Origin of the sequence: Hansschlegelia zhihuaiae, assembly GCF_004103825.1 — a bacterium.
Lineage (GTDB): Bacteria > Pseudomonadota > Alphaproteobacteria > Rhizobiales > Methylopilaceae > Methylopila > Methylopila zhihuaiae.
On sequence record NZ_RYFI01000015.1, the window covers coordinates 38,243 to 60,406 of the forward strand.

23 protein-coding genes and 1 pseudogene are annotated in these 22,164 nt (G+C 64.6%); 12 read left to right on the forward strand and 12 right to left on the reverse strand.

All coding sequences use genetic code 11. The features are described from left to right. The first annotated feature begins 132 nt into the window (after window positions 1-132). The 4 genes from EK403_RS15275 to EK403_RS15290 all read left to right on the forward strand — a co-directional run bounded on the left by EK403_RS15275 (window position 133) and on the right by EK403_RS15290 (window position 4,052). Entirely contained in the window at window positions 133-633 is a 501-nt protein-coding gene (locus EK403_RS15275) for a cytochrome b (protein WP_128778333.1), read from the forward strand. A 43-nt stretch (window positions 634-676) separates the two neighbouring features. After that, complete coding sequence (locus tag EK403_RS15280) at window positions 677-1,954, forward strand: MgtC/SapB family protein (protein WP_128778334.1); 1,278 nt, start codon at window positions 677-679, stop codon at window positions 1,952-1,954. 172 nt (window positions 1,955-2,126) lie between these two features. Continuing rightward, on the forward strand, window positions 2,127-2,462 hold the full coding sequence (locus EK403_RS15285) for a hypothetical protein (protein ID WP_128778335.1): 336 nt from the start codon (window positions 2,127-2,129) through the stop codon (window positions 2,460-2,462). Between the two features lie 90 nt (window positions 2,463-2,552). Further along, window positions 2,553-4,052, forward strand: a complete 1,500-nt coding sequence (locus EK403_RS15290; protein ID WP_128778336.1) for a multicopper oxidase family protein — start codon at window positions 2,553-2,555, stop codon at window positions 4,050-4,052. Window positions 4,053-4,215: 163 nt separating this feature from the next. Here EK403_RS15290 and EK403_RS15295 read toward each other — a convergent pair whose 3' ends face one another. Then, window positions 4,216-4,659: a hypothetical protein gene (locus EK403_RS15295; protein WP_245479722.1), complete on the reverse strand. Its 444-nt coding sequence runs from the start codon at window positions 4,657-4,659 to the stop codon at window positions 4,216-4,218. A 127-nt stretch (window positions 4,660-4,786) separates the two neighbouring features. Between EK403_RS15295 and EK403_RS15300 the strand changes: the two genes are divergently transcribed. From EK403_RS15300 to EK403_RS23880, 3 genes and pseudogenes are all read left to right on the forward strand, one after another. Continuing rightward, on the forward strand, window positions 4,787-5,950 hold the full coding sequence (locus EK403_RS15300; protein ID WP_245479723.1) for a type II glyceraldehyde-3-phosphate dehydrogenase: 1,164 nt from the start codon (window positions 4,787-4,789) through the stop codon (window positions 5,948-5,950). A 209-nt stretch (window positions 5,951-6,159) separates the two neighbouring features. Then, window positions 6,160-6,853: pseudogene (locus EK403_RS23875) on the forward strand (ABC1 kinase family protein); the annotation flags it as partial. Window positions 6,854-6,916: 63 nt separating this feature from the next. Further along, window positions 6,917-7,585 carry a hypothetical protein gene (locus EK403_RS23880; protein WP_487327329.1) on the forward strand — a complete coding sequence of 223 codons (669 nt, stop codon included), beginning with the start codon at window positions 6,917-6,919 and terminating at the stop codon, window positions 7,583-7,585. 13 nt (window positions 7,586-7,598) lie between these two features. On the opposite strand, the gene EK403_RS15320 is transcribed toward EK403_RS23880, so the two are convergent. The 8 genes from EK403_RS15320 to EK403_RS15355 form a co-directional block, all read right to left on the reverse strand. Further along, window positions 7,599-8,270: a DUF6629 family protein gene (locus tag EK403_RS15320; protein ID WP_128778340.1), complete on the reverse strand. Its 672-nt coding sequence runs from the start codon at window positions 8,268-8,270 to the stop codon at window positions 7,599-7,601. 1 nt (window position 8,271) lies between these two features. Further along, window positions 8,272-9,282, reverse strand: a complete 1,011-nt coding sequence (locus tag EK403_RS15325) for a hydroxyacid dehydrogenase (protein ID WP_128778341.1) — start codon at window positions 9,280-9,282, stop codon at window positions 8,272-8,274. Continuing rightward, window positions 9,279-9,914 carry a CBS domain-containing protein gene (locus EK403_RS15330; RefSeq protein WP_164919618.1) on the reverse strand — a complete coding sequence of 212 codons (636 nt, stop codon included), beginning with the start codon at window positions 9,912-9,914 and terminating at the stop codon, window positions 9,279-9,281. Before EK403_RS15330 ends, EK403_RS15325 begins: the two co-directional genes overlap by 4 nt. A gap of 31 nt (window positions 9,915-9,945) precedes the next feature. Further along, a complete protein-coding gene (gene glgP, locus EK403_RS15335; RefSeq protein ID WP_206659558.1) occupies window positions 9,946-11,640 on the reverse strand; it encodes an alpha-glucan family phosphorylase in 1,695 nt (564 codons plus the stop codon). Window positions 11,641-11,700: 60 nt separating this feature from the next. Then, on the reverse strand, window positions 11,701-11,904 hold the full coding sequence (locus EK403_RS15340; RefSeq protein WP_128778343.1) for a DUF2934 domain-containing protein: 204 nt from the start codon (window positions 11,902-11,904) through the stop codon (window positions 11,701-11,703). Window positions 11,905-12,015: 111 nt separating this feature from the next. After that, complete coding sequence (locus EK403_RS15345; protein ID WP_128778435.1) at window positions 12,016-12,450, reverse strand: DUF411 domain-containing protein; 435 nt, start codon at window positions 12,448-12,450, stop codon at window positions 12,016-12,018. Between the two features lie 62 nt (window positions 12,451-12,512). Continuing rightward, on the reverse strand, window positions 12,513-12,950 hold the full coding sequence (cueR, locus tag EK403_RS15350) for a Cu(I)-responsive transcriptional regulator (RefSeq protein WP_128778344.1): 438 nt from the start codon (window positions 12,948-12,950) through the stop codon (window positions 12,513-12,515). Beyond that, on the reverse strand, window positions 12,947-15,499 hold the full coding sequence (locus tag EK403_RS15355) for a heavy metal translocating P-type ATPase (protein WP_128778345.1): 2,553 nt from the start codon (window positions 15,497-15,499) through the stop codon (window positions 12,947-12,949). The genes cueR and EK403_RS15355 overlap by 4 nt, the downstream gene beginning before the upstream one ends. A gap of 155 nt (window positions 15,500-15,654) precedes the next feature. On the opposite strand from EK403_RS15355, the gene EK403_RS15360 reads away from it, so the two are divergent. Next, entirely contained in the window at window positions 15,655-15,852 is a 198-nt protein-coding gene (locus EK403_RS15360; protein ID WP_128778346.1) for a heavy-metal-associated domain-containing protein, read from the forward strand. Window positions 15,853-16,065: 213 nt separating this feature from the next. Further along, window positions 16,066-16,551 carry a DUF305 domain-containing protein gene (locus tag EK403_RS15365; protein ID WP_128778347.1) on the forward strand — a complete coding sequence of 162 codons (486 nt, stop codon included), beginning with the start codon at window positions 16,066-16,068 and terminating at the stop codon, window positions 16,549-16,551. 92 nt (window positions 16,552-16,643) lie between these two features. On the opposite strand, the gene EK403_RS15370 is transcribed toward EK403_RS15365, so the two are convergent. From EK403_RS15370 to EK403_RS15385, 3 genes are all read right to left on the reverse strand, one after another. After that, window positions 16,644-16,946, reverse strand: coding sequence for a hypothetical protein (locus EK403_RS15370; RefSeq protein WP_128778348.1), 303 nt, complete (start codon window positions 16,944-16,946; stop codon window positions 16,644-16,646). 699 nt (window positions 16,947-17,645) lie between these two features. Next, the gene (locus EK403_RS15375; RefSeq protein WP_245479725.1) at window positions 17,646-17,963 is read right to left on the reverse strand and encodes a transcriptional repressor TraM; all 318 of its coding nucleotides are present in this window, start codon (window positions 17,961-17,963) and stop codon (window positions 17,646-17,648) included. Window positions 17,964-18,719: 756 nt separating this feature from the next. Then, window positions 18,720-19,313, reverse strand: coding sequence for an SOS response-associated peptidase family protein (locus tag EK403_RS15385; RefSeq protein WP_128778350.1), 594 nt, complete (start codon window positions 19,311-19,313; stop codon window positions 18,720-18,722). A 542-nt stretch (window positions 19,314-19,855) separates the two neighbouring features. Here EK403_RS15385 and EK403_RS22430 point away from each other — a divergent pair. The 3 genes from EK403_RS22430 (at window position 19,856) to EK403_RS15395 (ending at window position 22,022) form a co-directional block, all read left to right on the forward strand. Further along, window positions 19,856-20,032, forward strand: a complete 177-nt coding sequence (locus EK403_RS22430) for a hypothetical protein (RefSeq protein WP_164919619.1) — start codon at window positions 19,856-19,858, stop codon at window positions 20,030-20,032. Between the two features lie 203 nt (window positions 20,033-20,235). Next, a complete protein-coding gene (locus EK403_RS15390) occupies window positions 20,236-21,162 on the forward strand; it encodes a DUF3991 and toprim domain-containing protein (protein ID WP_128778351.1) in 927 nt (308 codons plus the stop codon). A gap of 185 nt (window positions 21,163-21,347) precedes the next feature. Further along, window positions 21,348-22,022 (forward strand): hypothetical protein, encoded by a 675-nt coding sequence (locus tag EK403_RS15395; protein WP_128778436.1) that lies wholly within the window; start codon window positions 21,348-21,350, stop codon window positions 22,020-22,022. Window positions 22,023-22,164 lie beyond the last annotated feature (142 nt).

Here is a 22,164-nt window from a genome sequence, read left to right on the forward strand (position 1 = left end):
CATCGATCGCGGGCAACCCCTGCTCCATGTCCACGCCGAAACGACGGGCGAGCTCGCCTACGCGCTCGATTACGCCGCGCGGGCCGGGGATATCGTCGAGGTCGAGGCTTGAGGTGGCTCGGGCCAGGATCGATGCGCCGCGCCGCGCCGCCGGATGGATTTCCCCTCGCCCATCGCCTCATGCATTGGACGGTGCTGGTCTTGTGCCTGGTGCAGGTGCCGACGGCCTGGGCGATCCAGCGCACCCACATGATGCACCTTTTCATGAAGCCGCGCCCCTTTGACCTGTTTCTGCATCAGGTCCATGCCTGGAGTGGCTGGGCCATCCTTGGTCTCGTTCTGGCGCAGTTGGTCCTGCGCTTCGCTTATGGCAGGCCGGCACCTGTCGAGGGCATGTCGGTAGGCGAGCGTATCATCGCCGCGGTCATGCATGCCGCTCTCTACGGTGTCCTGATCGCGCTTCCGGTGACCGGCACGATCGCCATGTATGTGTCGTTCAGGATCGCGCCGCTTCACAGCCTGCTGAGCTGGACATTGCTCACGCTGGTTCTCCTCCATGCAGGTGCCGCGCTCTGGCACCATTTCTGGCGCCGCGACGCGGTCCTTTGGCGCATGCTTCGGGGCGCGCGATGAGGCCCTGTTCGCCCCGTGACCATCGGCTATCGGCAGGCTGGTGATGGAGTCTCTCATCGCCAAACTCGGGCTGGCGCTCGCCATCGGCCTGTTGGTCGGCCTCGAGCGTGGCTGGCGTGAACGCGATGCTCCGGATGGCGCACGGACCGCCGGTATCCGCACCTACGCCATTACAGGACTGCTGGGCGGTCTCACGGCGTCTCTCGCCCTCAGCCTGGAGGCGCCCTCCCTGCTGATCGCAGGGCTCTTCGCCTTCACCGCCGTATTTGCCTGGTACAAGAGTCGCGAAGCCCTTCACGATGCAGATTTCAGCGTCACGGGCGTGGTGGCAGGCATGAGCGTCTTCATGCTCGGCGCGCTGGCGGTCACGGGCGATCAACGCGCCGCGGCCGCTGGCGGCACCGCGCTCGCCGTCATTCTTGCGAGCCGCGACCTCCTCCATGGGCTGGTCAAGCGAATCTCATGGGTCGAGCTGCGGGCCGCGCTCGTGCTCGCGGTCATGACAGCGATCATCCTCCCGCTCCTTCCGGCGCAGGCGGTCGATCCATGGGGCGGCTTCAATCCGCGGCAGGTGTGGATTTTCACGGTCCTCACCGCTGCGATTTCCTATCTTGGCTATATCGCTGTCCGCGTCTTCGGCGCCACGCGCGGCGTGCTGGTCGGCGGATTGGCGGGCGCGGTCGTCTCATCCACAGCGGTTACGCTTGCGCTCGCGCGCACGGCGGCCGCTGGCGGCAATCCATGGCCGCTTGCGGGAGCGGCGACGCTCGCGGCAGCGGTCTCGGTGCTGCGGGTCACCGGAATCGTCGCCATCGTCGCGCCTTCCGTGCTTGGCGTCGCGGGCATTGCAATTCTCGCAGCGGTCGCCGTCTTTGCGATATGCGGAGGCCTTTATCTCACGCGCGGTAATCTCGCGGGAACTGGCGATGGTTCTCCCCGAAATCCGTTCGAGCTCGGACCGCTCCTCCTCTTCGCGGTTGGCTTCGCCGTCGTCTCGACCATCAGCGCTGCCGCCGCTTCGGGACATTCCGCGGGAATGGTGGCGACATCTGCAGTCTCCGGCGTCTTCGATGTCGACGTTGCAGTTCTGAGCGCGCTGCGGCTTCTGGGAGCCTCGGCCGATGTCGAGGCGGTCGGCCACGCCGTGTTGATCGCGCTCGCGACCAATGCCGTTGGCCGCTTGATCGTCGCCGCCGCCACGGGGCCGGTGCGTTTCTGGCTTCCGCTTGCCGGCGCCTCCGCCCTCGCGGGTGCTGCCGGCGCCGCGGCCTTCGCGGCACTGCCGCACTTTACCTGGCCTGGAGCGACACCGATCCTTTGATAATCAAAGCTATCGCCATCTGGGATCATGTCCGATTCTCAACAACACGAAAGCTCAAACAGATTGATCCCGATCAATCGAACACGGGGCGTGGTAAGATAGTCTCGTGAAAACAGGGTTCTCCGCGCAGATGTGGTTACTGACGAGTGTTGTCGGCTCCATGAGAACGGCCTTGGTCGCCGTGCTCGTGCTCGCCTGGCTGGGCATGTCGATGGCGAGCGCGCACGTGATGCCGTGCTCCCATGCAACGCCCTTTGCAGAGCACGTCCGCAGCGTTGACAGCGCGAATCATGACGCCGTCGTCCATTTCGCGGCGAACGCCATCGACAAGCGAGCCGACGCCCGCCCTGCTTCCTGTTGCACGTCGATGTGCAGCCTTTGCAATGCTCCCGTCGCTGCAGGCTCGGGCGAACAGCCCCAGCCGATACTCGTCAAGCATCGGCTCCACCGGGGCGACTGGGTCGCCGGCATCTTTGTCGGCCAGCCGCACGGACCTCCTCGACGCTGATCCAGCCCAACCTCCCCAGTCGGTGCGCGTCGCCACGACGCGCTCAATCAGCTCGCCTGCCCGATGCAGGCACGATGAGGAATCAGCACCATGAACAGACGTAGTTTTCTCAACTCGATGATGGGTGGCGCAGCAGCGCTCGGTGTCGGCGCGCTTGCGCGTCCAGTTACCAGCTGGGCGCAGGCGCCGGGCGATCGTCCGCCAATCAAGCTCGCGGCCACGAGCCGGACGATCGAGGTCAATGGCCGCGCCGCGCGCGTTTTCGGCTTGCTGCAGCCCAATGGCGTGCACGGGCTGACACTGGATGCCGATGCGCACTTCGACGTCGAGCTATCGAACCAGATCGACCAGCCGACGATGATTCACTGGCATGGACTCACGCCGCCCTGGGAGGCCGATGGCGTTCCCGACAATCCGATGCCCTTGCTCAAGCCGGCAAGCAGCCATCGGTACACATTCCCGGTCGGCGACGGCGGCACGCACTGGATGCACGCTCACACGCTGCAGGAGCAGAATCTGTTGGCCGCCCCGCTCATTGTCCGCCGCGCGGCAGACCGCGCGCGAGACGAGCAGGAAGTCGTGATCCTCCTTCACGATTTCTCCTTCACGCCCGTCGAGGAGCTGCTCGCCCGGTTGAAGCAAGGTCAGGATCATGGCGCTGCCATGGACCACTCGGCGATGGGAGCGGGCGGAATGGCGGGCATGCCGATGATGGATCATTCCAAGATGGGTGCCGGCGACATGGCCAAGATGCCCATGGCGGGGATGCCCGGCATGCAAATGGGCGGGATGGACCTTAACGACATCGAGTATGACGCGTATCTTGCTAATGAGCGGACCCTCGACGACCCCGAGATCGTGCGGGTCGAAAAAGGCGGCCGCATTCGCCTTCGCATCATCAATGGCGCAACCGCGACGGGCTTTACCGTCGATACGGGCACTCTTCGGGGCACCCTCGTCGCCGTCGACGGCCAAGACGTTGAACCAATCGTCGGAGCAAAATTCCCGATCAGCATGGGACAGCGCCTCGACATCGCGCTGTCGCTCCCGTCAGGCGGAGGTTCCTACCCCATCCTCGCGATGCGGGAGGGCGCTGTTGAGCGCACCGGCGTGATCCTCGCCACAGCCGGATCCACGGCAAAGCGCGTCGACACTGCGAGCGATGCGCCGGGCCCGATCGTCGGTACCGACCTCGAGATGCGTCTGCGGGCGCGCCATCCACTTGCATCGAGACCGCCCGATCGACGCTTCACGGTGACGCTCACGGGCCAGATGCAAGGCTATGCGTGGGCGATCGACGGCGGCGACGAGCTGCGCGCGCGGCGGCGCCAACGCATCGAGATCACCATGCGGAATGCATCCATGATGTCGCATCCGATGCATCTGCACGGGCACCATTTCCAGGTGACCGCCATCAACGGCACGGAGCTGGGCGGAGCGTTGCGCGATACGGTGCTGGTTCCGCCCGGCGGCACGGTGACGATCGTCTTTGATGCCAATAATCCGGGGACGTGGCCGCTGCATTGCCACCATCTCTACCATATGGCGACCGGCATGATGGCCTACCTCACCTATGAGGACCTTGGCTAGACCACGACAAGCCTGGTGCCGGCATCGCAGCCGGCATCAGGCGTCCGAAGCCATGCGGCCCAGCCGGTGCCGCCCGGATGACTGACCCCCTGCGTTGCGCCCACCACATCGATGGGTGGTCAAAAGCATCGAGCCAAGCAATCCGCAGGCTCCATGCTGCGCTTCATCGACCACTCCTAACGACCAAAAGAAACGCTGTGCAGAGCGCCAACGCGAACGCCGCCGCGATCAGCCAAAGGAAGTTGGAGCCCAACACGATATTGCTGAACAGGAAGCGTCCAAACGCAAGCACGATGCCTGCCGAGGAGCCGAGATAGAGCCAGCGCAGGCGCCCCGTGAGCAGGAAGACGCCGACTCCCACCAACAGGCAGCCTAAACCTGCAATGAATCCGCCCCAGGTGCGAAAAACGATGCGAAGCCAATCGTGAAAGGCCTCTGGCAGCGCACTTGCGTCAACGCCCGTATAGGCAAGGTCCTCGGGTAGCAGCGACGGGCGAAGCACAAGGAAGAATGTCGCGATACCGAGACTGACGACCCCTAGAGCGACAAGCAAGATCCCCGAAAGCGCATCTTTCCTTGGTACCATTGAGAACAGCCTTCGGTTCAATATCTCGCTTATCAGACGGCCCCCAATCCCTTGCCAGGACAATGCCCGCAGACACTCGGCGCTTCGCCGCTGGCGAGCAGTCATAAAGCTAGGACCCGGAAACGCGTTTCCTTAACCTCGATCAAGGATGACTTGCGACGACGCGCGCAGGCTCATGCGGCGGCAACAAGATGATGTCGAGGCGATTTCCACCGATCGACAGGACTGGCGGTGGTCCCTAGGTCAGGCAAACTTCACGAAGGGCGCTTCAATGATAGGACGCAGTCCCGTCCGCGTTGCGGTCAATGGCTATGGCGTGATTGGCAAGCGCGTCGCCGATGCCGTGCGTTTGCAGGATGACATGGAACTCGTCGGCGTATGCGATGTCGCCAGTGACTGGCGCCTGCGCTCGTTGGACCACAAAGGGATTACACTCTACGGAGCCTCCGAGGAGACGGCCCGCAGCATGAACCAGGCTGGCCTTGCGGTCGCCGGCACCCTCAAGGCGCTCGTGCAAGCCGTCGACATCATCGTCGACTGCACACCCAAGCGCGTCGGCGCCGCCAACGTCCAGCATTACCGCGCCCGCGGCATCAAGTTCATCGTGCATGGCGGCGAAAAGCACGCCGTCACAGGGCACTCCTTCGTTGCAGACAGTTCCTTTACGACAGCGGTCGGCCGGGAATCGACGCGTGTCGTGTCGTGCAACACCACCTCCATCGTCCGCACGCTGTCAGCGCTGAAGCGCGCCGGTCTTCTGAAGCGAGCGCGCGGCACGCTCCTCAGGCGCGCCACCGACCCCTGGGAAAGCGATGCGGGCGGCATCATGAACACGCTCGTTCCCGAGGGGGAAATCCCAAGCCATCAGGGCCCGGATGCACGAAGCGTCGATCCGGAGCTCGATGTCGTCACCATGGCCGTCAAGGTGCCGGAAACGCTTGCGCACCTCCATTACTGGGTGGTGCAGCTGACACGCCCGGCAGAGAAGGAAGAGGTGCTTCAGGCCTTCAGGGAATCGTCGCGGATCGCGCTGATCCGAACCGCGGACGGCCTCACCGCCATTAACACCGTCAAGGAGCTGATGGCCGACCTCGACCGCCCACGCGACAATCTCTACGAAGTGGCGCTTTGGGAAGACATGCTACGCACGGAAGGCGACGAGCTGTTCTATGCCTATATGGTCGACAATCAGGCCATCGTCATTCCCGAGACGATCGACGCGATCCGCGCGCTGACCGGTCTCGCATCGGACGCTCACAGCTCCATCGCGCGCACGAATGCCTCCCTCGGCATTCGGCAGCGGTTTTTCTGACGCGATGGCCGGAGTCCGTGATCAATACGGGCCGCCCCCTAAGTGATAGCCCGTTTCTTCAAGATCGTTGCCTCAGCATCCTCGCTGATCCTGCTCTATCTGGGCGCCGTCGCGGCGTCAGCGCCGATGCGTCGGCCCTGCCGCTGCGCCTGCGCCGGGCGCTCGACGATCTTGGCGCGACCTTCCTCAAGGTCGGCCAGGCCCTCAGCATGCGGCCAGACCTCCTCCCGGAGCCCTATCTGAGGCAGTTGCGGGACCTGCGCGAGCATGCCCGGCCGTTCTCGGCGCAGGAGGCCAAGCGCGAGCTGGACCGCGCCCTGCGACGCCCGCTTGACGAGGTCTTCCGGACATTCGAGAGCGAACCTTTCGCCGCTGCCTCGATCGCCCAGGTCCATCGCGCCACCTGCGCGACGGACAGGACGTGATCGTGAAGATCCGGCGCCCGCAGATGCGCGAGCGCATCGACGGCGACATGCGCATTCTGACTGTCGTTGCCAAATGCGCCGGCGCATTGGTTCCCGGCCTGCGCCGCTTTCAACTCCAGCGCCTTGCCGGCGAGATGTGGGACAATCTCATTCGCGAGACGGACCTCCTACAGGAAGCCCGCAACATCCGCCGCTTCGGCGAGGCCTACAAACAGCGCTCGGACGTCTATGTGCCCGCAGCGTTCGAAGCGCTGTGCAGCGAGGCGATCCTCGTCCAGGTGATGAGCCATGGCCGATCGATCGAGGATCCAGTCGCGGTGCGGGACGGTCCCAGGATCGCGGGCGTTCTGGTCGATTTCTATCTCGAGCAGCTGTTGAAGACGGGCTCTTTCATGGCGATCCGCATCCCGGCAACCTCTTCCTGATGGAGGACGGTCGACTCTGCTTTCATGATTTCGGGCTCGTCGGTTATCTCGATCGCACGACTCGGCGCAACCTCGGGATCTTCCTTCAGGCCTTCGTTCAACAGGACGCCGGATGGATGCTCGACGCGGCAATCGAGCTTTCTCTGATCGACCGCAAGGCGGAACGAACGCCTTTCGTGCGGGGCATCGAAGAGATACTCAGCGACTATTCATCGCTGCCGCTGAAGGATTGGTCGATCGCCGATGCCTTCCTCAGAGTGATGCGGCTCGGCGATGGCGCCCATGTCGCCGTGCCCTACAATCTCATGGTCCTGGTGCGCGCGCTCTTCCTCATCGAGGGTTGCCTGCGCCGGCTGGATCCGGACTTCAACGTCCTTGACAACCTCATCGCCAAGGGCGAGGCCGCTATCGCTCACACCCTGGGCGGCCGGCCCGATCGCGCCGCGATGGCGCGTCTCAAGACCGAGCTGGCGCTTTCAGCCCAGGACCTGCCCGCGCTGCTGGCCTCGCTCCTGCATCGCGCCCATGAAGACGGAAAAACACCAGCTTTCGGCCTGCGCGTCGAGCATTCGGAAGAGATGGAGCGGGGGCTTGATCGACGCGCGGGACTCATGGCGCTGGCGCTCCTGGCGATCGGCATCCTCATCGCCTCCGCGCTGCTCGCGCTGGCGCGCGTCGGACCGGTCGTGCTCGGCGTGCCAGCAGCCGCCCTGGCCGGATTAGCCGTGGCGCTCTGGCTTTGCCGTCGCGTCGTGCGATCGGCGAACTCGCTCTGGCGGCGCTGAAGCTCCCGCGCGATCACGCCAAGGCGGGCGTGGGCCGCCGCCGGCGCCACATCAGCGCCAGCAAATAGGCGGAGATCACCGCACCGCCAAAGCAGAATACCGAAATATAGGCGAAGGAAAAGAACACATAGGTGACGATGAGGACGGCAGCGACGAGCAGGCCGAACACCTTGATCTCCCAGCCGCGCACCAGCAGGAACGGGACAATGATGACGCTCACGTAGACCGCGTAGGTCACGGTCCGCGACACGAGCCCGTCGAGCAGGTTGATGTCCTGGTAGCGGACGGCCCAACGCAGGAAGGTCGTCGTCAACCAGCCGTCGTGAACAAAGTACGGAATGAACTGCAGGCCGCCCAGCATCGCGCCGGCGATGACGAACAGCAGGATGACGTTCCGCCGCGCGCCGCTTTCGAGGAAATAGGCCGAGACCGGCACCCAAATCGGCCAGGCGATCCAGGTGAAAAACATATAGAGGAGCGAGTATTGTGCGACGTGATGCGCATTGCCGGCACGGCCCTCAATCCAGATCAGCCCTTCCACCAATTGCTGCAGTCCGAAGAGAAAAGGCAGAGTCGCGATCATCAGGTAGCGGCGATCCCGCCGCCAGGCGGAGGCGGCGGCAACCGCCCCGGTCGGGATGAGAACGGCCGCGGCGCCCAGACTGACCTCTGCGGACAGGCACATCTCAGCCAGCCTGGACCAGGTTGACGGAGCGACCCGCCGCGAACCCTTCGATGTTGGCGATAGTGGTCTCTATGATCCGCCGGAGAGCAGAGTCGGTGTTGTAGGCATTGTGCGGCGTGATCAGAACGTTCGGAAATCGCAGCAGCACATGGTTGGCGACCAGCGCCTTGAGATCGGACGCATCAACCGCCTTGTCCTGGCGGAAGATCTCGGCTTCTTCCCGGATCAGCGGCTCCTGGGGTAACACGTCGAGACCAGCCGCCCGCAGCTTGCCGCTTGCCAGCGCCCGCACCAGCGCCTCGGTATCGACCACGTTGCCGCGCGCCGTGTTGATGAGGATGGCGCCATCCTTCATGGTTGCGAACTGCTGGTCGCCGATCAGTCCCACGGTCGTCGGCGATGACGGCACATGCAGCGTCACGACATCGGCGAGCGCCAGGATTTCGTCGAGCGCGCCATAGGTGAATCCCAGCCGCGTCGCGGCCGCGTGGTCCTCGACTTGGTCGAAGGCCAACACCTTCATGCCGAAGCCGCGCGCGATCTCAATCGTGCGGCGGCCGATGCGCCCCGTCCCGACGACCGCGATGACCTTGTCGCGCAATTCGAGACCGCGCACTCCAGCCATCGAGAAGCCGCCACGGCGGGTCAGCGCAACGCTCTCGACAATGTTGCGGGCGAGCGCCAGCAGGAGCGCGAAGGCATGCTCGGCGACCGTCGCATCCCCATAGTCCGGGACATTGGCAACGGCGACCCCCTGTTCGCGGCAGGCGTCGAGGTCGATATGATCGTATCCCGCCGATCGGGTCGCAATGAGCTTCAGATCGGGCAGTCGGTTGATGATGCGGGCATCGAGGCGCGAGGCCACGAAGGGGCTGATTGCCTCGGCATCCTTGAAGTCATCGACTGTCGAGATGTTGAGCGGAACTGTCGTGCAGCGGACATCGTGCAGGCGCATCAGTGTTGCGCAAGCCTTCTTTTCCCAATCCTCCGCCTCGAACAGAACAACCCTCATTCACGCTCCTTCTCGACCGTCAGTTCGTCCTTAAACCCCGATCCGACGACGCTGTCGACCACCATCCGCACGACCTCGAGCTCTGCGGGCGATCCCATTGCGCCGGCCACGCGCACCCTGCCAGCCTCGACGTGAAGTTCCGGCTGACGGCTCAAGACGTTCCCGGCCTCCGCGAGGCGGGCGTGTAGCGCGCGGCGGACCGCCTCGTCGCCCCTGATTTCGGCGTCCGGCCCGCCCGTTGCGATGACCTTGAGCAGATCCGCCCGGCTGACGATGCCCACCAACTGCGGGTCGCGGACAACCGGCAGGCGCTTGATCCGGTGAACGCCGAGCAGCATCGCCGCCTTGGATAGCGGGGCGTCTTCCCCGATCGTGAGGACTGGCGACGACATCAGCGCGCCAACCTTCCAGCTCCGGCTTTGGACATAGGCACGGGCGCGCTCCGGCGCCCCTCCCTCGCCGAGCGGTGTTCCAAGCTCGGAGCGTCGCAGCAGGTCGCCCTCGGTCACCAAGCCGACCAAGGCCCCGCCGTCATCGAGCACCGGCAGGCCGCTGACATGTTCGGCGAGCATGATCTGCGCTGCGTGCCAGACGCTGTGCTCGGGGCTGATCGTCACCAGCCGGGTCGACATCACATCGCGCACATACATCGCTCGTCCCCCGTCAACGCAGATAGGCTTCGGTGACGTAGCGCCGCATCATCCGATGAGAATTGAAGGACGGGCCGATCTTGCTGATCGCCTGCTTCATCATCCAGATCCAGCGTCCACGATCACTGTGATAGAGCGGGAGCACCACATCCCGCAGCTTCTGGTAAAGCGCGCCCGCATCGCTCGCCTCGGCGCCGTTGCCGGCGATCGACCAGCCCGTCACGCCGTCGACGCATCCCTCGACCCACCAGCCATCAAGGACGCTCAGATTGAGCGCGCCGTTGATGGCCGCTTTCATGCCGCTGGTGCCCGATGCCTCGAGCGGCGGCTGCGGCGTGTTCAACCACACATCGCAGCCGGCCACCAAAGCCGCGCCGATGTCGAGATTATAACCGGGTATGAACGCGGCAGGGATCACGCCGTCGAGCGCATCGATATGCGCTCCAAGCGCCCGGATCGCCTCCTGCCCGCCGCCGTCGCTCGGATGCGCCAGGCCGGCGAGAACGATCTGGAACGGTTGACCTTTGGCGATCTCGCGCAGCCTTCCCATGTCGGAGAAAATGAGTTCGGGGCGTTTGTAGGCCGTCATGCGCCGCGCATATCCAATCAGCGGCAGGTCGAGACGCAACTGCCTCCGGTTTGTCTGAGCGATCCGCGCCAGCAGATCGCTCTTGGCTTCCTCGTGGGCCGACCACAGTGCCCCATCGTCGATTTGATCGGCGAAGGCGAGCACTTCCGGCTCATGCGCCCAATTGGAAAACTGCTGCTCGAAGAGCCTGGCGATTGCGCCATGCGTCCATCGATGCACATGAACGCCGTTGGTGATCGAGGCGATCGTATAACCTGGAAAGAGCTTTCGCGTCGTCTCGGCGTGCCGGCGCGCGACGCCGTTCACATAGCCGCTGAGGTTCATCGCCAAACGAGTCATGTTGAGCCGATCAGAGCCGGCGAGGCGCGTCAGGACATCGCGCTCGACATAGTCGCCAAGCACACGCTGAACGAGGTCATAATCGAACTTGTCGAAGCCGGCTTCCACCGGCGTGTGCGTCGTGAACACGCACCGCTCCCGGACTCCCGGGATGTCATAGCCAAGCATCGGGTCCGCGGCGCGGCCACCGTCGAGTTGCTGGGTCGCGCGCAGCAGGGGCAAGGTCAGCAGGGCCGCATGACCTTCATTGAGATGATATTTCTCGATGCTGAAGCCGAGCGCGCGCAGCACGCTCTGACCGCCGATCCCGAGCACGATCTCCTGCTTCAGTCGATAAGCTTGATCGCCGCCATAGAGCGCATCGGTGATCCGGCGGTCCTCGATCGCATTCTGATCGAGATCGGTGTCGAGCAGCAGAACTGGAATGACATGCCCGAGGGGGCATTCCAATGCATGAAGCCACGGGCGCACCCAGACGGAACGCCCTTCGATCGATACGGCCACCATCTGTGGCAACGCCGTCGCAAAGTCCTGCGGCGACCACGGATCGGGATGACCGACTTGCGCATGGCGCGCGTCGATCTCCTGCCGCACGTAACCCTGGCGGCTCACGAGCGTGACGAACACCATAGGCAGATCGAGGTCCGCCGCCGAGCGTGCCGAATCCCCGGCGAGCACACCCAGCCCGCCACTGTAGGTGTGCATCTCGGTGCGAAGCGCGATCTCCATCGAGAAATAGGCAAACCGCGCGCGACGGATCGATCGATCGAGGAAATTCAACTGTGCACCTCCGGCATGAGGCCGGCCCCACGCGTCGGCGCGCTTCGGTCGGACGACGAACTATTTCTTCTTCTTGCTTGCCACGGCAGCTTCGTCCGTCGCCTCCGGGCTAGGTCCCTCTCCGACGATCTCGGATTCGGCGCGCAGCCAGTGCTCCAGATCGTGGCCTTCCGGACAGCCCTCGTGCACCCAGATCTCATAGGCGCGCAGCTCAATCTTCGGCCGAAGGATATCCTGCTCGGCAGCGGCGTGGGTTTCGGACATGATCGTCGGGCTCCTTCTTCAATGTCTGACCTCACCAGGCGCCCGGCAGCATGGGCCTGAGGTGGCCGGTCATCGTTGATGGATGTTAAAGATCAGCGCCCGCCGCACCTTTCAGTAGCGCGCAAAGATCTGCCGCCCGCGCGCACCAAAGAGCACCACGTCGTATCGGTCCGGTGGACCGCCGGTCTCCATGCCGGGAGAGCCGATAGGCATGCCGGCGACCGCAAGGCCTGTCGCAGTCGGCCGTTGGGCAAGAACGCGCAAAATCTCCTGCGCCGGAACATGACCCTCGATCACGTAGCCCCCGACCATCGCTGTGTGGCAGGATTGCAGATCGTCCGGCACGCCGAGCCGCGCCTTGAAAGGCGTGAGATCGTCCAGCAGCTTTTCCTCGATGGAAAACCCAGCCCGACGAAGATGGGCGATCCAGGCCGAGCAGCAGCCGCAGCTCGGCGAGCGCGTCACCTCGATCGAGGTGCCCGAAGCCGACACGGATGTGCTGCCAATCGTGACGAGCGATGCGCCAAGTCCCGCGGCAAGGCTCATGAGTGTCCGGCGGCTGAAGTTCACGGTGTTCTCCTTCGGTGCGAATATAATCTGAAGTAGCGTCATGGCGATCGATCGATGGCGCCCCGCGAACGCCGCGGCTTGGCGAGCTCGCCCTGTTCCAGATCCGCAAGGATCGGGCAGTCGGGCCGGTTGTCTCCCGAGCAGCATGACGCCAGATGCTCCAGCGTCGCCGCCATGTCCTCCATCTCCTGGATGCGCCGGCGCAGGTCAGCAATGCGTGCGAGCGCGATCCGTTTCACATCGGCGCTTTGCCGGCTGCGGTCCCGCCACAGCTGCAACAGGTCCTCGATCTCCGCCATCGTGAAGCCGAGGTCGCGCGACCGCCTCACGAAACGCAGCATGTGCACGTCGGTGGCTGAGTAGTCGCGATAGCCGGCCGTCGTTCTGCCTGCCTTGGGGATAAGCCCACTCTGCTCATAGTACCGGATCATCTTCGCGCTGACGCCTGAAGCGCGCGCCGCCTCGCCGATATTCATGCCGCGCTCCTTTCCAACGCCGCAGAAGAGCGCGATGCGCGTCCCTCGCCGTCGTCCGATTTGTGATGGGCGCCAGGCACGACTCCCGGACGGAAGCGCCGCAGCCGCAACGCGTTGCCGAGCACGAAGACGCTCGAGAGCGCCATCGCGCCTGCAGCCAGCACCGGCGACAGCAGGATGCCGAACGCCGGATAGAGCACGCCGGCGGCAACCGGAATCAGCAGGATGTTATAAGCGAACGCCCAGAACAGGTTCTGCCGGATATTGCCGATCGTGGCTTTCGACAGGGCGAACGCATCCGCGACACCCTTGATGCTGCCCGACATCAACACCACGTCGGCTGCCTCGATCGCAATGTCGGTGCCTGTACCGACCGCGAGGCCGACATCCGCCTCCGCCAGCGCCGGCGCATCATTGATGCCGTCGCCGACGAAGGCCAGCCGACCATAGGCTTGCTTGAGGCGACGGACCGCTTCGACCTTGCCTTCCGGCGGCACTTCCGCGACGACCTCGTCGATGCCGAGCTGGCGCGCGATAGCGTCGGCGGTGCGGGCATTGTCGCCGGTGATCATTGCCACCTTCAGTCCGAGACCATGCAAGGCCGCGATTGCATCGGGGCTCGAGGCCTTGATCGGATCGGCGACCGCGATGATCGCGGCCAGCCTTCCGCCGATCGCGGCATAGAGCGGCGACTTGCCCTCGTCGGCGAGCTGGCTGGCAGTCGCCGCAAACGGCGCGACATCGATGCCCAGCGAGCGCATGTAGCGATCGGCGCCGATCTCCACACGGACCCCGCCCGCCTCCGCGGTGACGCCGAAGCCGGTCAGTGACTCGAACCGGCTGACGTCCGGGAGGCGAAGCCTCTCATTCGTTGCCATATCCACGATCGCCCGCGCAATCGGATGCTCGGACTTGGCCTCCACAGCGGCGACCAGCGCCAGCACGTCGCTACGCTCGAATCCATCGGCCACGCCGAGATCGGTGAGGACCGGGCGACCCTCCGTCACCGTGCCCGTCTTGTCGAGCGCGACGACCTTGGCATCCTTCAGCAATTGCAACGCCTCGCCCTTTCGGAACAGGACGCCCATCTCGGCGCCGCGGCCGGTGCCGACCATGATTGAGGTCGGCGTGGCGAGTCCCATCGCGCAGGGGCAGGCAACGATGAGAACGGCGACCGCATTGACCACGGCAAAGGTCAATGCCGGATCCGGCCCGAAGATGAGCCATATGGCGAATGTCGCGGCGGCCACCGCCATGACCGCCGGCACGAACCACATCGTCACCCGATCCACCAAGGCCTGGATGGGCAGCTTCGAGCCTTGCGCCTCCTCGACCATCCGAATGATTTGCGCGAGCACAGTCGCATCGCCGACGGCGCTTGCCCGCACGCTCAGCGCGCCCTTCTGGTTGACGGTGCCGCCAACGACGTTGCTGCCGGCAACCTTCACCACGGGGATCGGCTCGCCGGTGATCATCGATTCATCGATGTAGCTTTCACCCTGGATGACCTCGCCGTCGATCGGCACGCGCTCGCCGGGTCGGACCTCGACCACGTCTCCCGACACCACCTCGGCAATGTCCACGTCGACAACGCCGTCGCCACGCCGGACATGCGCGATTCTCGGCTGCAACCCGACCAGTCGCTTGATCGCCTCGGACGTCCGTCCCTTCGCGCGCGCCTCGAGGAAGCGACCGAGCAGGATCAGAGTGACAATCACTGCGGCAGCTTCGTAATAGACGTTCACGGTGCCAGGCGGCAGAAGGCCCGACGCGAAGGTGGCCACGAGAGAATAAAGGTAGGCCGCAAGTGTGCCGACGGCGACCAGAGAGCTCATATCGGGGGCCAGCCGCACCAGCGCCGGCAACCCCTTCGCGTAGAACCGCCGTCCGGGGACGAACAGGACCAACGTCGCCAGCGTGAACTGGATGTACCAGCTCGCCTGCATGCCAATGGTGCGCATGATCAGGTCGTGGATCACTGGAACCAGGTGCGACCCCATCTCCAGCACCACGATGGGCGCCGTCAGCAGCGCGGCGATGAGGAGATCCCGCTTCAGGCCGGCGGCCTCCGCCTCCTTGCGCGCCGCCGTCGCCGGGTCGGGGGCGCCACCGCTCACCACCCGCGCGTCGTAGCCGGCCTCCTCCACGGCCTGGACCAGCAAGGCAGCGTCGATCGATCCCTCGACAGTCGCGCGCTCGGTGGCCAAGTTGACCCGCGCCGCCGCGACACCCGGAACCGAGGCGAGGGCGCGCTCGACCCGCGCAACGCAGGAGGCGCAGGTCATGCCCTCGATGGCGAGCTCCGTCCGGGTAGCCGGAACGGCGTAGCCGGCTTCCTCGACTGCGGCGACCAACGTCCGATAGGCGATCGGGCCGGAGCCCCTCACCTCTGCCTTATCGGTCGCGAGATTGACGCTGGCGGTTTCGACGCCGGGCACTGCCTTCAGCGCCTTTTCCACGCGTCCCACGCAGGACGCGCAGCTCATGCCGTCGACCGGCAAGATGACCGCGTTTCGGGCGGCGGAGCCGTTCCTGACCGGTGCGTTCATGACGATATCCTTCCGCAACTATTCTCGTCTGGAGCGAAAGGTGGGGCTTCCAGTCGTTGGAAGGTCAAGGCCAAAAAAAGATTTCGGCAGCCCCTTGACCTTCCCACGCTGGAAACCGCCATCTGAGTGGGCATGAGAGCCAAAAGGAGATCCTCATGCAGTTCCACATCAAGAACATGACCTGCGGCGGCTGCGCCCGCAGCGTCACCAAGGCGATCCAGAGTGTGGACGCCCAGGCCAAGGTCACCATCGATCCAAACATCCGAAAGGTCGACGTCGCATCCCAGCGGCCGCGCGTCGATTTCGAGGCAGCCTTGCAGCGCGCCGGCTATCCGGCAGCGGCCGCGGCGTGAGACGGAAAGGCGCGGCCCGGCCCCGGCGCCTGGCCGCGCTGCTCTTGCGGTTTAGTTTGGTGGCCTGCCCGGTCCGGGATTGATTGCTTCTCGCCCCTCCGCCGCAACGGGCGGCTGGGTCGCCCGAAACAATCATCCTTGCGATGCGTTCCCTTGGTGCGCCACAAACACGACAGCTGACCCGTACAACCAACCAGAAGAAGGTAACGGCCGATGGGCGAGACGCATCATCATCAGGGACACAGTCATTCTGGGGCGCGCGCATACTGGATGCTCGGCCTCAATCTGTTGTTGAGCCTGATCGTGATGTATCTGGTCATGTACACGATGATCGACGGCTGGCCCGATTACCGCAACAACATCAATATGCTCTACATGGCGCTCACCATGTGGGCGCCGATGGGCATCCTGATGATCGTCACAATGGGCAGCATGTACCAGAACGCGCGAACGAACATCGTGCTTTATGCAGTCTTTGCTCTGGTGACACTCGGCTCGTTCTGGGCCACGCGCAGCCAGGCATTGGTCGATGATCGCCAATTTATCCAGTCCATGGTCCCGCACCACTCCGGCGCTATCCTGATGTGCCGCGAGGCCAAGCTCGTGGACCCGGAACTGGTCAAGCTGTGTCAGGACATCTCGCAGGGACAGCGGCGTGAAATCGAACAGATGAATGCGATCGCCGCACGCCTACGCTGAAGCCTTATCCACGGCGTAAAGCTGGCTCCTGCCGATCCCTCGTGGCGCTACGTGGGCGCGTGGAATGCTAAGCTCCAATTCCAACCTGCCGATCATGATCCATCCTCGTCGTCGTTGCGCTCGACCGAGGCGCTGCACGCCGTTCGGGTGCAAGTGACCACAAGACGCCGCTCAGCCGGGCGCTGGCAATCGACTTTGAAGACGGAGATCCCATCTGATTTATAAGCCTGCTCGATGTTGGCGACCGGACATCGCGCGGCCAGCAGGGCTGCACTGAGCTGAGCATCGCTAGCAATTCCGGCGTCGACCGTCGCCGTCGCAAAAAGGGCGATCCAGACGCAAGAGTTGACCGCCGTGATGCAACGGGCAGGTCGCGTATAGACGATCGTCTTCATGATTGATCTTTCGAAAAGCGGCGTGTCCTGCGACGCTCCACTGGTGCGTGCAGGCATAACGTCCCGACCGCCGCGCCCCATGGGACAGGGCATGAGCAGCACCGCGAGACCGCAAGACCGGATGGTGTCTGAAAGGAACCTGCGCCGCTACAAGCGGCGCACATTCCCGCGCTATGTCGTTTCGAGCGCGGGGCCACGTGGCGGGCGCTCAAAGGCCAGTGGCCCGAGACCCGCGCCATCTTCGTCAGGGGCGCGCAAAACGGCTTTCACATCCCGGAGAATGACGATGGCTTGGTTTGACAGTGGCGAAACCCACAATGTGCATGTCGGGCTGTTGCACTCATGCCCATGCATCATCGCGGATCGGGGTTCTCCGGATACCATCCCGCCGTCCCCGCCGACCGAATGAACCACCGGATGCGAGGCTGATTGAACTGCGAGACCAATCTGCACATGCGCCCCGGCAAACGCCGAGATCCATGCGATGAAGACCCAGCTCAGCAGCCGGCGTCCCCAATCGGTTGGAAGCAGGCCGCCAAGCAACGCCATCCGAGCCTCGATCGATTCGCAATCATCTGTGAGTATTGCGGTAGCTGTGTCCGGATTGCGGCAAGCCCGAGGCCGGGTTGTCACCATGGTCCGTGGCAGCATCGGCACCAGGCACGCGCCGCACGCGCCTTCTCACACCAAACACCGCGCTCACGCATCATCCGACTGCCGCACCATGCGTCGCGCTGCCGGACATGACGGCGCAGAAAGCGCTATGCCTCGACCTTCAGGCACATAGCCGAGCTCATCGCAGAGATCCCGAAATGCAACGCGGCGCCGTTCCTTTTCAATCTCGGCGTTGTGGCAGCGCCGTTCATGCTCCTCGACGGTGAGCCCTTCCGGCCGACAGATCGGGCACGAGGCCATGTGGAAAACCTGCTCCCAAGCCGCCAGCGCCTCGACATAAGCGCGATGAGCCGAGACCGCCTGCAACTCGAGCGACGATCCGCATTCTCCGTCCTGAACCACCCGACCTTCCCCGCTGGGATGTGTCTGCGGTGCGCCCCCGCAAATGAACCCTCTCTGACTCTTGGTGATCGGGGAGTTCGAAACCGTACCAGACGGCCCTGTGGCCTTTAGCTCGGAAAAGCCTGTTGCATACGCCACAGGCTCCCCGACCATAAGGTCAAGGAGTGCGGTGCCGTCACGGCCGGCACCAACCGCTGGTAGGGGTTTCGACGCCCCAGGGCAGCGCGTACTGCCCCACACGACTCATAACCGCTCGTTCGCGCGGCTTCTAGCTGTTTTCGGTAAACCTTCGATGCACGTCCGTTGAGCGGTATGCCCCTTCGGGCAAAAACCGGGGAACATGCCCCTCGAAGCAGACGCGACCACAGGGGTCGGTTACCCAGCTGCGGCCTTCGTCCCGGAATGCGCGCGACGGCGGGGATTTCGGGCGCAAGAGGCGGTAATACTGCGAATTGGAATGCGACAGGCCTGGGATGCCGCCAATGCGCTTTCGTTTCCGGCGAGGTCGCGTCACCGTCGACGACGGCCAAAGCGCAGGAGCCGCATGCCTTGTCGAGTTTGACGATGGCGTGACCGTGATCGCCGCGTGGGACCACGCTGGCGATGCCATCCAGCTTTCTGTCCCCGCCTATCGCACGGCGAAGGGCCCACGGGTGCTCTCACGAAGGTGGCGGACCGCTCAAAGCGATGACGGTTCATGGCGGTCCGAGCGTATCTGGTGATGCCCGCAGGCGGAGACCGACCAAGCAATTCCCGCTATTCTTTACCGCGCCGCACCGTCTCGACATCGAGTGAGCCCGCTGGCAACGGTCGCAGAAGTTCACCCTCCGGCTTCGTCAAGTAGATCCACGCACTCCAATCCTGCGGGCGGAGCACGACGACCTGTCGGTCATGGATGGGTTCGACATCCGGTCCGGGTGCTGTCGTCAACATAGCAAACGAAGGTGGATGGTTGCCCTGCCCCTCACGCCAGATGCCGGCGATCGCCGTGATCGCAGACCCCCTCAGCGTGAATCGATGCTTGGCCTTTGGATATGCCTTGCCGGTGAATTCGAAGAACGCTGAGGCCGGTATCAGACAGCGATTGCTCTCCTTGAAGCTTCGCCCTTCCGAACGGAAGTTGAAGATCGGCTTTCCTGCTGACCGCGCAGGCGGGAAGCTGAAGGTCATCGGCAGGAGTTCGATCAGGTTGCCCGTCGCGCACATCACCGGGCCGACATCGTTGATGCGGATGTCGTCGGCAAGAGGGAGATCGAGCTCCGACTGCCGAGTGGGAACGCCGAGTTCCAACGCCTGCATCATCTTGCAGTATTCGGCCCAGCGGACATGTTGCTCGTAATCGTTGCACATCCGTCCCTTATAGCGCTGATCACGAAACTTGCGCAGAGGGTGTGGCGTCTCCCCTGCGGGGCCGGGCTGGCGGCTACGCGGAAGCCCCGACGGCGGGTCTTCCCCCATCCGGGCAGCCATCCCTGACGCAGAAAAGGAAGCCTAAGATGCCGAGGCTTCAGGCTTGCGCTTGCGAACGGCGGCCACGCGACGTCGCGGCGAAGCGCTCTTGTCCGTCGCGGCCGCGTAACCTTGCCGGTTGTTCATCGATCTTCGTCCGTCATGCGCGCGACGGTCAGTCAGGGAGTACAGCCTTGGGAATGTGAGCACCGCGTCGGGACAATGGGGTCGTCAAGTGGGCGCCTCCATGCCCGGCGATGACCATTTCGCTCTCAAGACGGCGTTCCTGGTTCTGCAGCGACCTTCCACGATCAACCCACGAGGGGTTCGCTACGCATGCGTGCGACCTCTGCGGCTGTGCCTGCGAGGTGACCGCGGCCGCCCCCGAACCTGTCGGCGCCTGTCGAGCGGGGATGGTCCCCGCCGCAAGACGGGAGCCCACCATGTCGACCAACCTCGCCCTCGCGCAAGACCACGCTCACAATCTCGCCTGCACCCTGATGGTCCCTGTCACCTTGTTCGAAGTTGACGGGTCGTTCGGCGTCATGCCGACGGCCGATCTCGACGAAGACGACGTCACCGTCATTCACGAATATGATCCCTGGTCCCCGGCTCGTTGAGCCGGGCGACCGATGCCGCTGGCGCGGCGCCTGATGCAAGGGAGGCTGCGCCGCGGCCGAGCTCTCATGACGCGACGGCTTGTCAACACGCCCTTGCATCCGGCACGCTTCGCGGCGGGCGGGTGGCGTGCCGTCGCGATAAGGCGAAGGAACGTCAACCGAAGAAAGGACCGGGTATGCGAGAGGCGCGCCCGGTGATGGCTATGGAGAAGAAAGAAATCGAAGAATTGCGAAGCAGGGTGGGTTGCGCCGCGCTGCTTCAACAGGACGGCTGGAAAATCGATTTGAAGGAGAGCACGCGGCGCGCCGTGAAATTCCGCCGCGACGCCAACATCATCATTGTCATCCACAATGATCGCGGTTGGTTCGACCCTCTCTCGACCGCCAAGGGTGACGTGTTCGATCTGGCCGAGCATCTCGGTGCTCAAGGTTTTCCGGAAGCCTGCGCCCGTGTCGCATCGCTGGTCGGGTTCGTTCCGAGCCCGCCCGCGTGGCAGCGCGAGATCCGCTCCTGCCCGCCCAGTTCGGTCGTCGATCGCTGGGCGCGCCGCCGCGTCGCGCAGGCAGGTTCGGAAGCCTGGCGCTATCTCACCGAGACCCGCGCGATACCCGACACCGTCGTCGCCGTGGCAGTGGGCCAGGGTGTTCTCCGCGAGGGGCCCCACGGCAGCATATGGGCGGCTCATCGCAGTCAGGATGGCGCCCTACTCGGCTGGGAGGAGCGCGGCCCTCAGTGGCGTGGTTTCGCGACCGGCGGCAGCAAGGAGCTCTTTCGGCTGGGCCCGTCCGCCGCCTCGCGCATCTGCATCACCGAAGCTGCGATCGACGCCATGAGTCTCGCTGCGATCCAGGTCATGCGTCCTGACACGCTTTACGTCAGCACGGGAGGCGGCTGGTCTCCGGCAAGCGAGGAAGCCATCCGCCGCTTGGCGGCGCGGGCAAACACTCATCTCGTCGCCGCGACCGACAACAATCGGCAGGGCGATGTCTACGCCCAGCGCATCCATGCAATCGCGGCCGAAACGGGCGCCACCTACGCACGCGCGCGGCCGCGCGCAGGCGATTGGAACGAGGACCTCATTGCCCTGCTCGCCCGGATCGCGGCGGAGCCGCTCGCGGCAGCCAGCTGACACTCTATGGCTGGGAGAAGCGAGCAAGGAATGAAATCCGCCAACGAGAGGAAGGTCGGCGCTGCCGCATGCCCGGTCCGCGCGTCAAGGGAGGCTTCGCCCGCGTGCGCGGCCCTTGACCCGCCGGACCGGAGAGGCGGCCGCCCCAAGGGTGTTTGCAACACCTGAAGGGAAGGACGACAACGATGCCCATCTTCACGATCGAGACCACCTATCGCCTGCCGGTCTATCGGCAGCGCACCTATGAGGCCGCGGATCTGGCGCAGGCCTGCCGCCTTGCCATCGAGGATGACGACTGGGAATGCGCGAAGCAGGACCACGAATCGGCCGGCGAGACCTATGTCACCGGCGCCTGGCAAGGCCGCGACTGCGCGTATAGCGGCGCGGCGCTGGCGGTCCCGGCGCATTTCGATGAGACGGTGCAGCGCAAGGCCGATCATTTCGAGATCCTGCTCGGCCTCGTCAAGGTGCTGAGTGGCACGGGCGGCGCGCAGCGCAGCGCTTATTGGGCCGGCCGCGCGGTCTCGGCCATCGCCAAGGCAGAGGCGATCCTCGCCGGTGCGCGTGATCCCGATCCGGATGCTTCGATGCCGCGGCCGCACATCCTGCTCGCCTTCGACGAGAGCGAGGTGCGCGCGACCATCGGCGAGATCATCGCAAGCGATGAGGCCCTCGCCGCGCTCCCGGCCGATGCAATCGGCGACGACGTCCATGCCGCATGCGTCGCCGTCGCGGCCGCGGCTGATCTTTCGGAGGAACGCGGCTCGGCGGTGTTCAAGGCGGCGCTCGCGGCGATCCGGTCGGCCGAGCGGCGCCGGATTGAAGGGAGGAAAGAAGGGGAACGGGAAAAGGAGGAATGACGTGCCGCATGCCCGGCCGGCGCGTCAAGGGAGGCTTCGCCCGCGTTCCGCGGCCCTTGACCCGCCGGACCGGAGAGGCGGCCACGAAGGAGGGGTCAGAAGGGCTGAAGAGGATGGCGAGCCGAAGGGGGGAGCCGCGCTC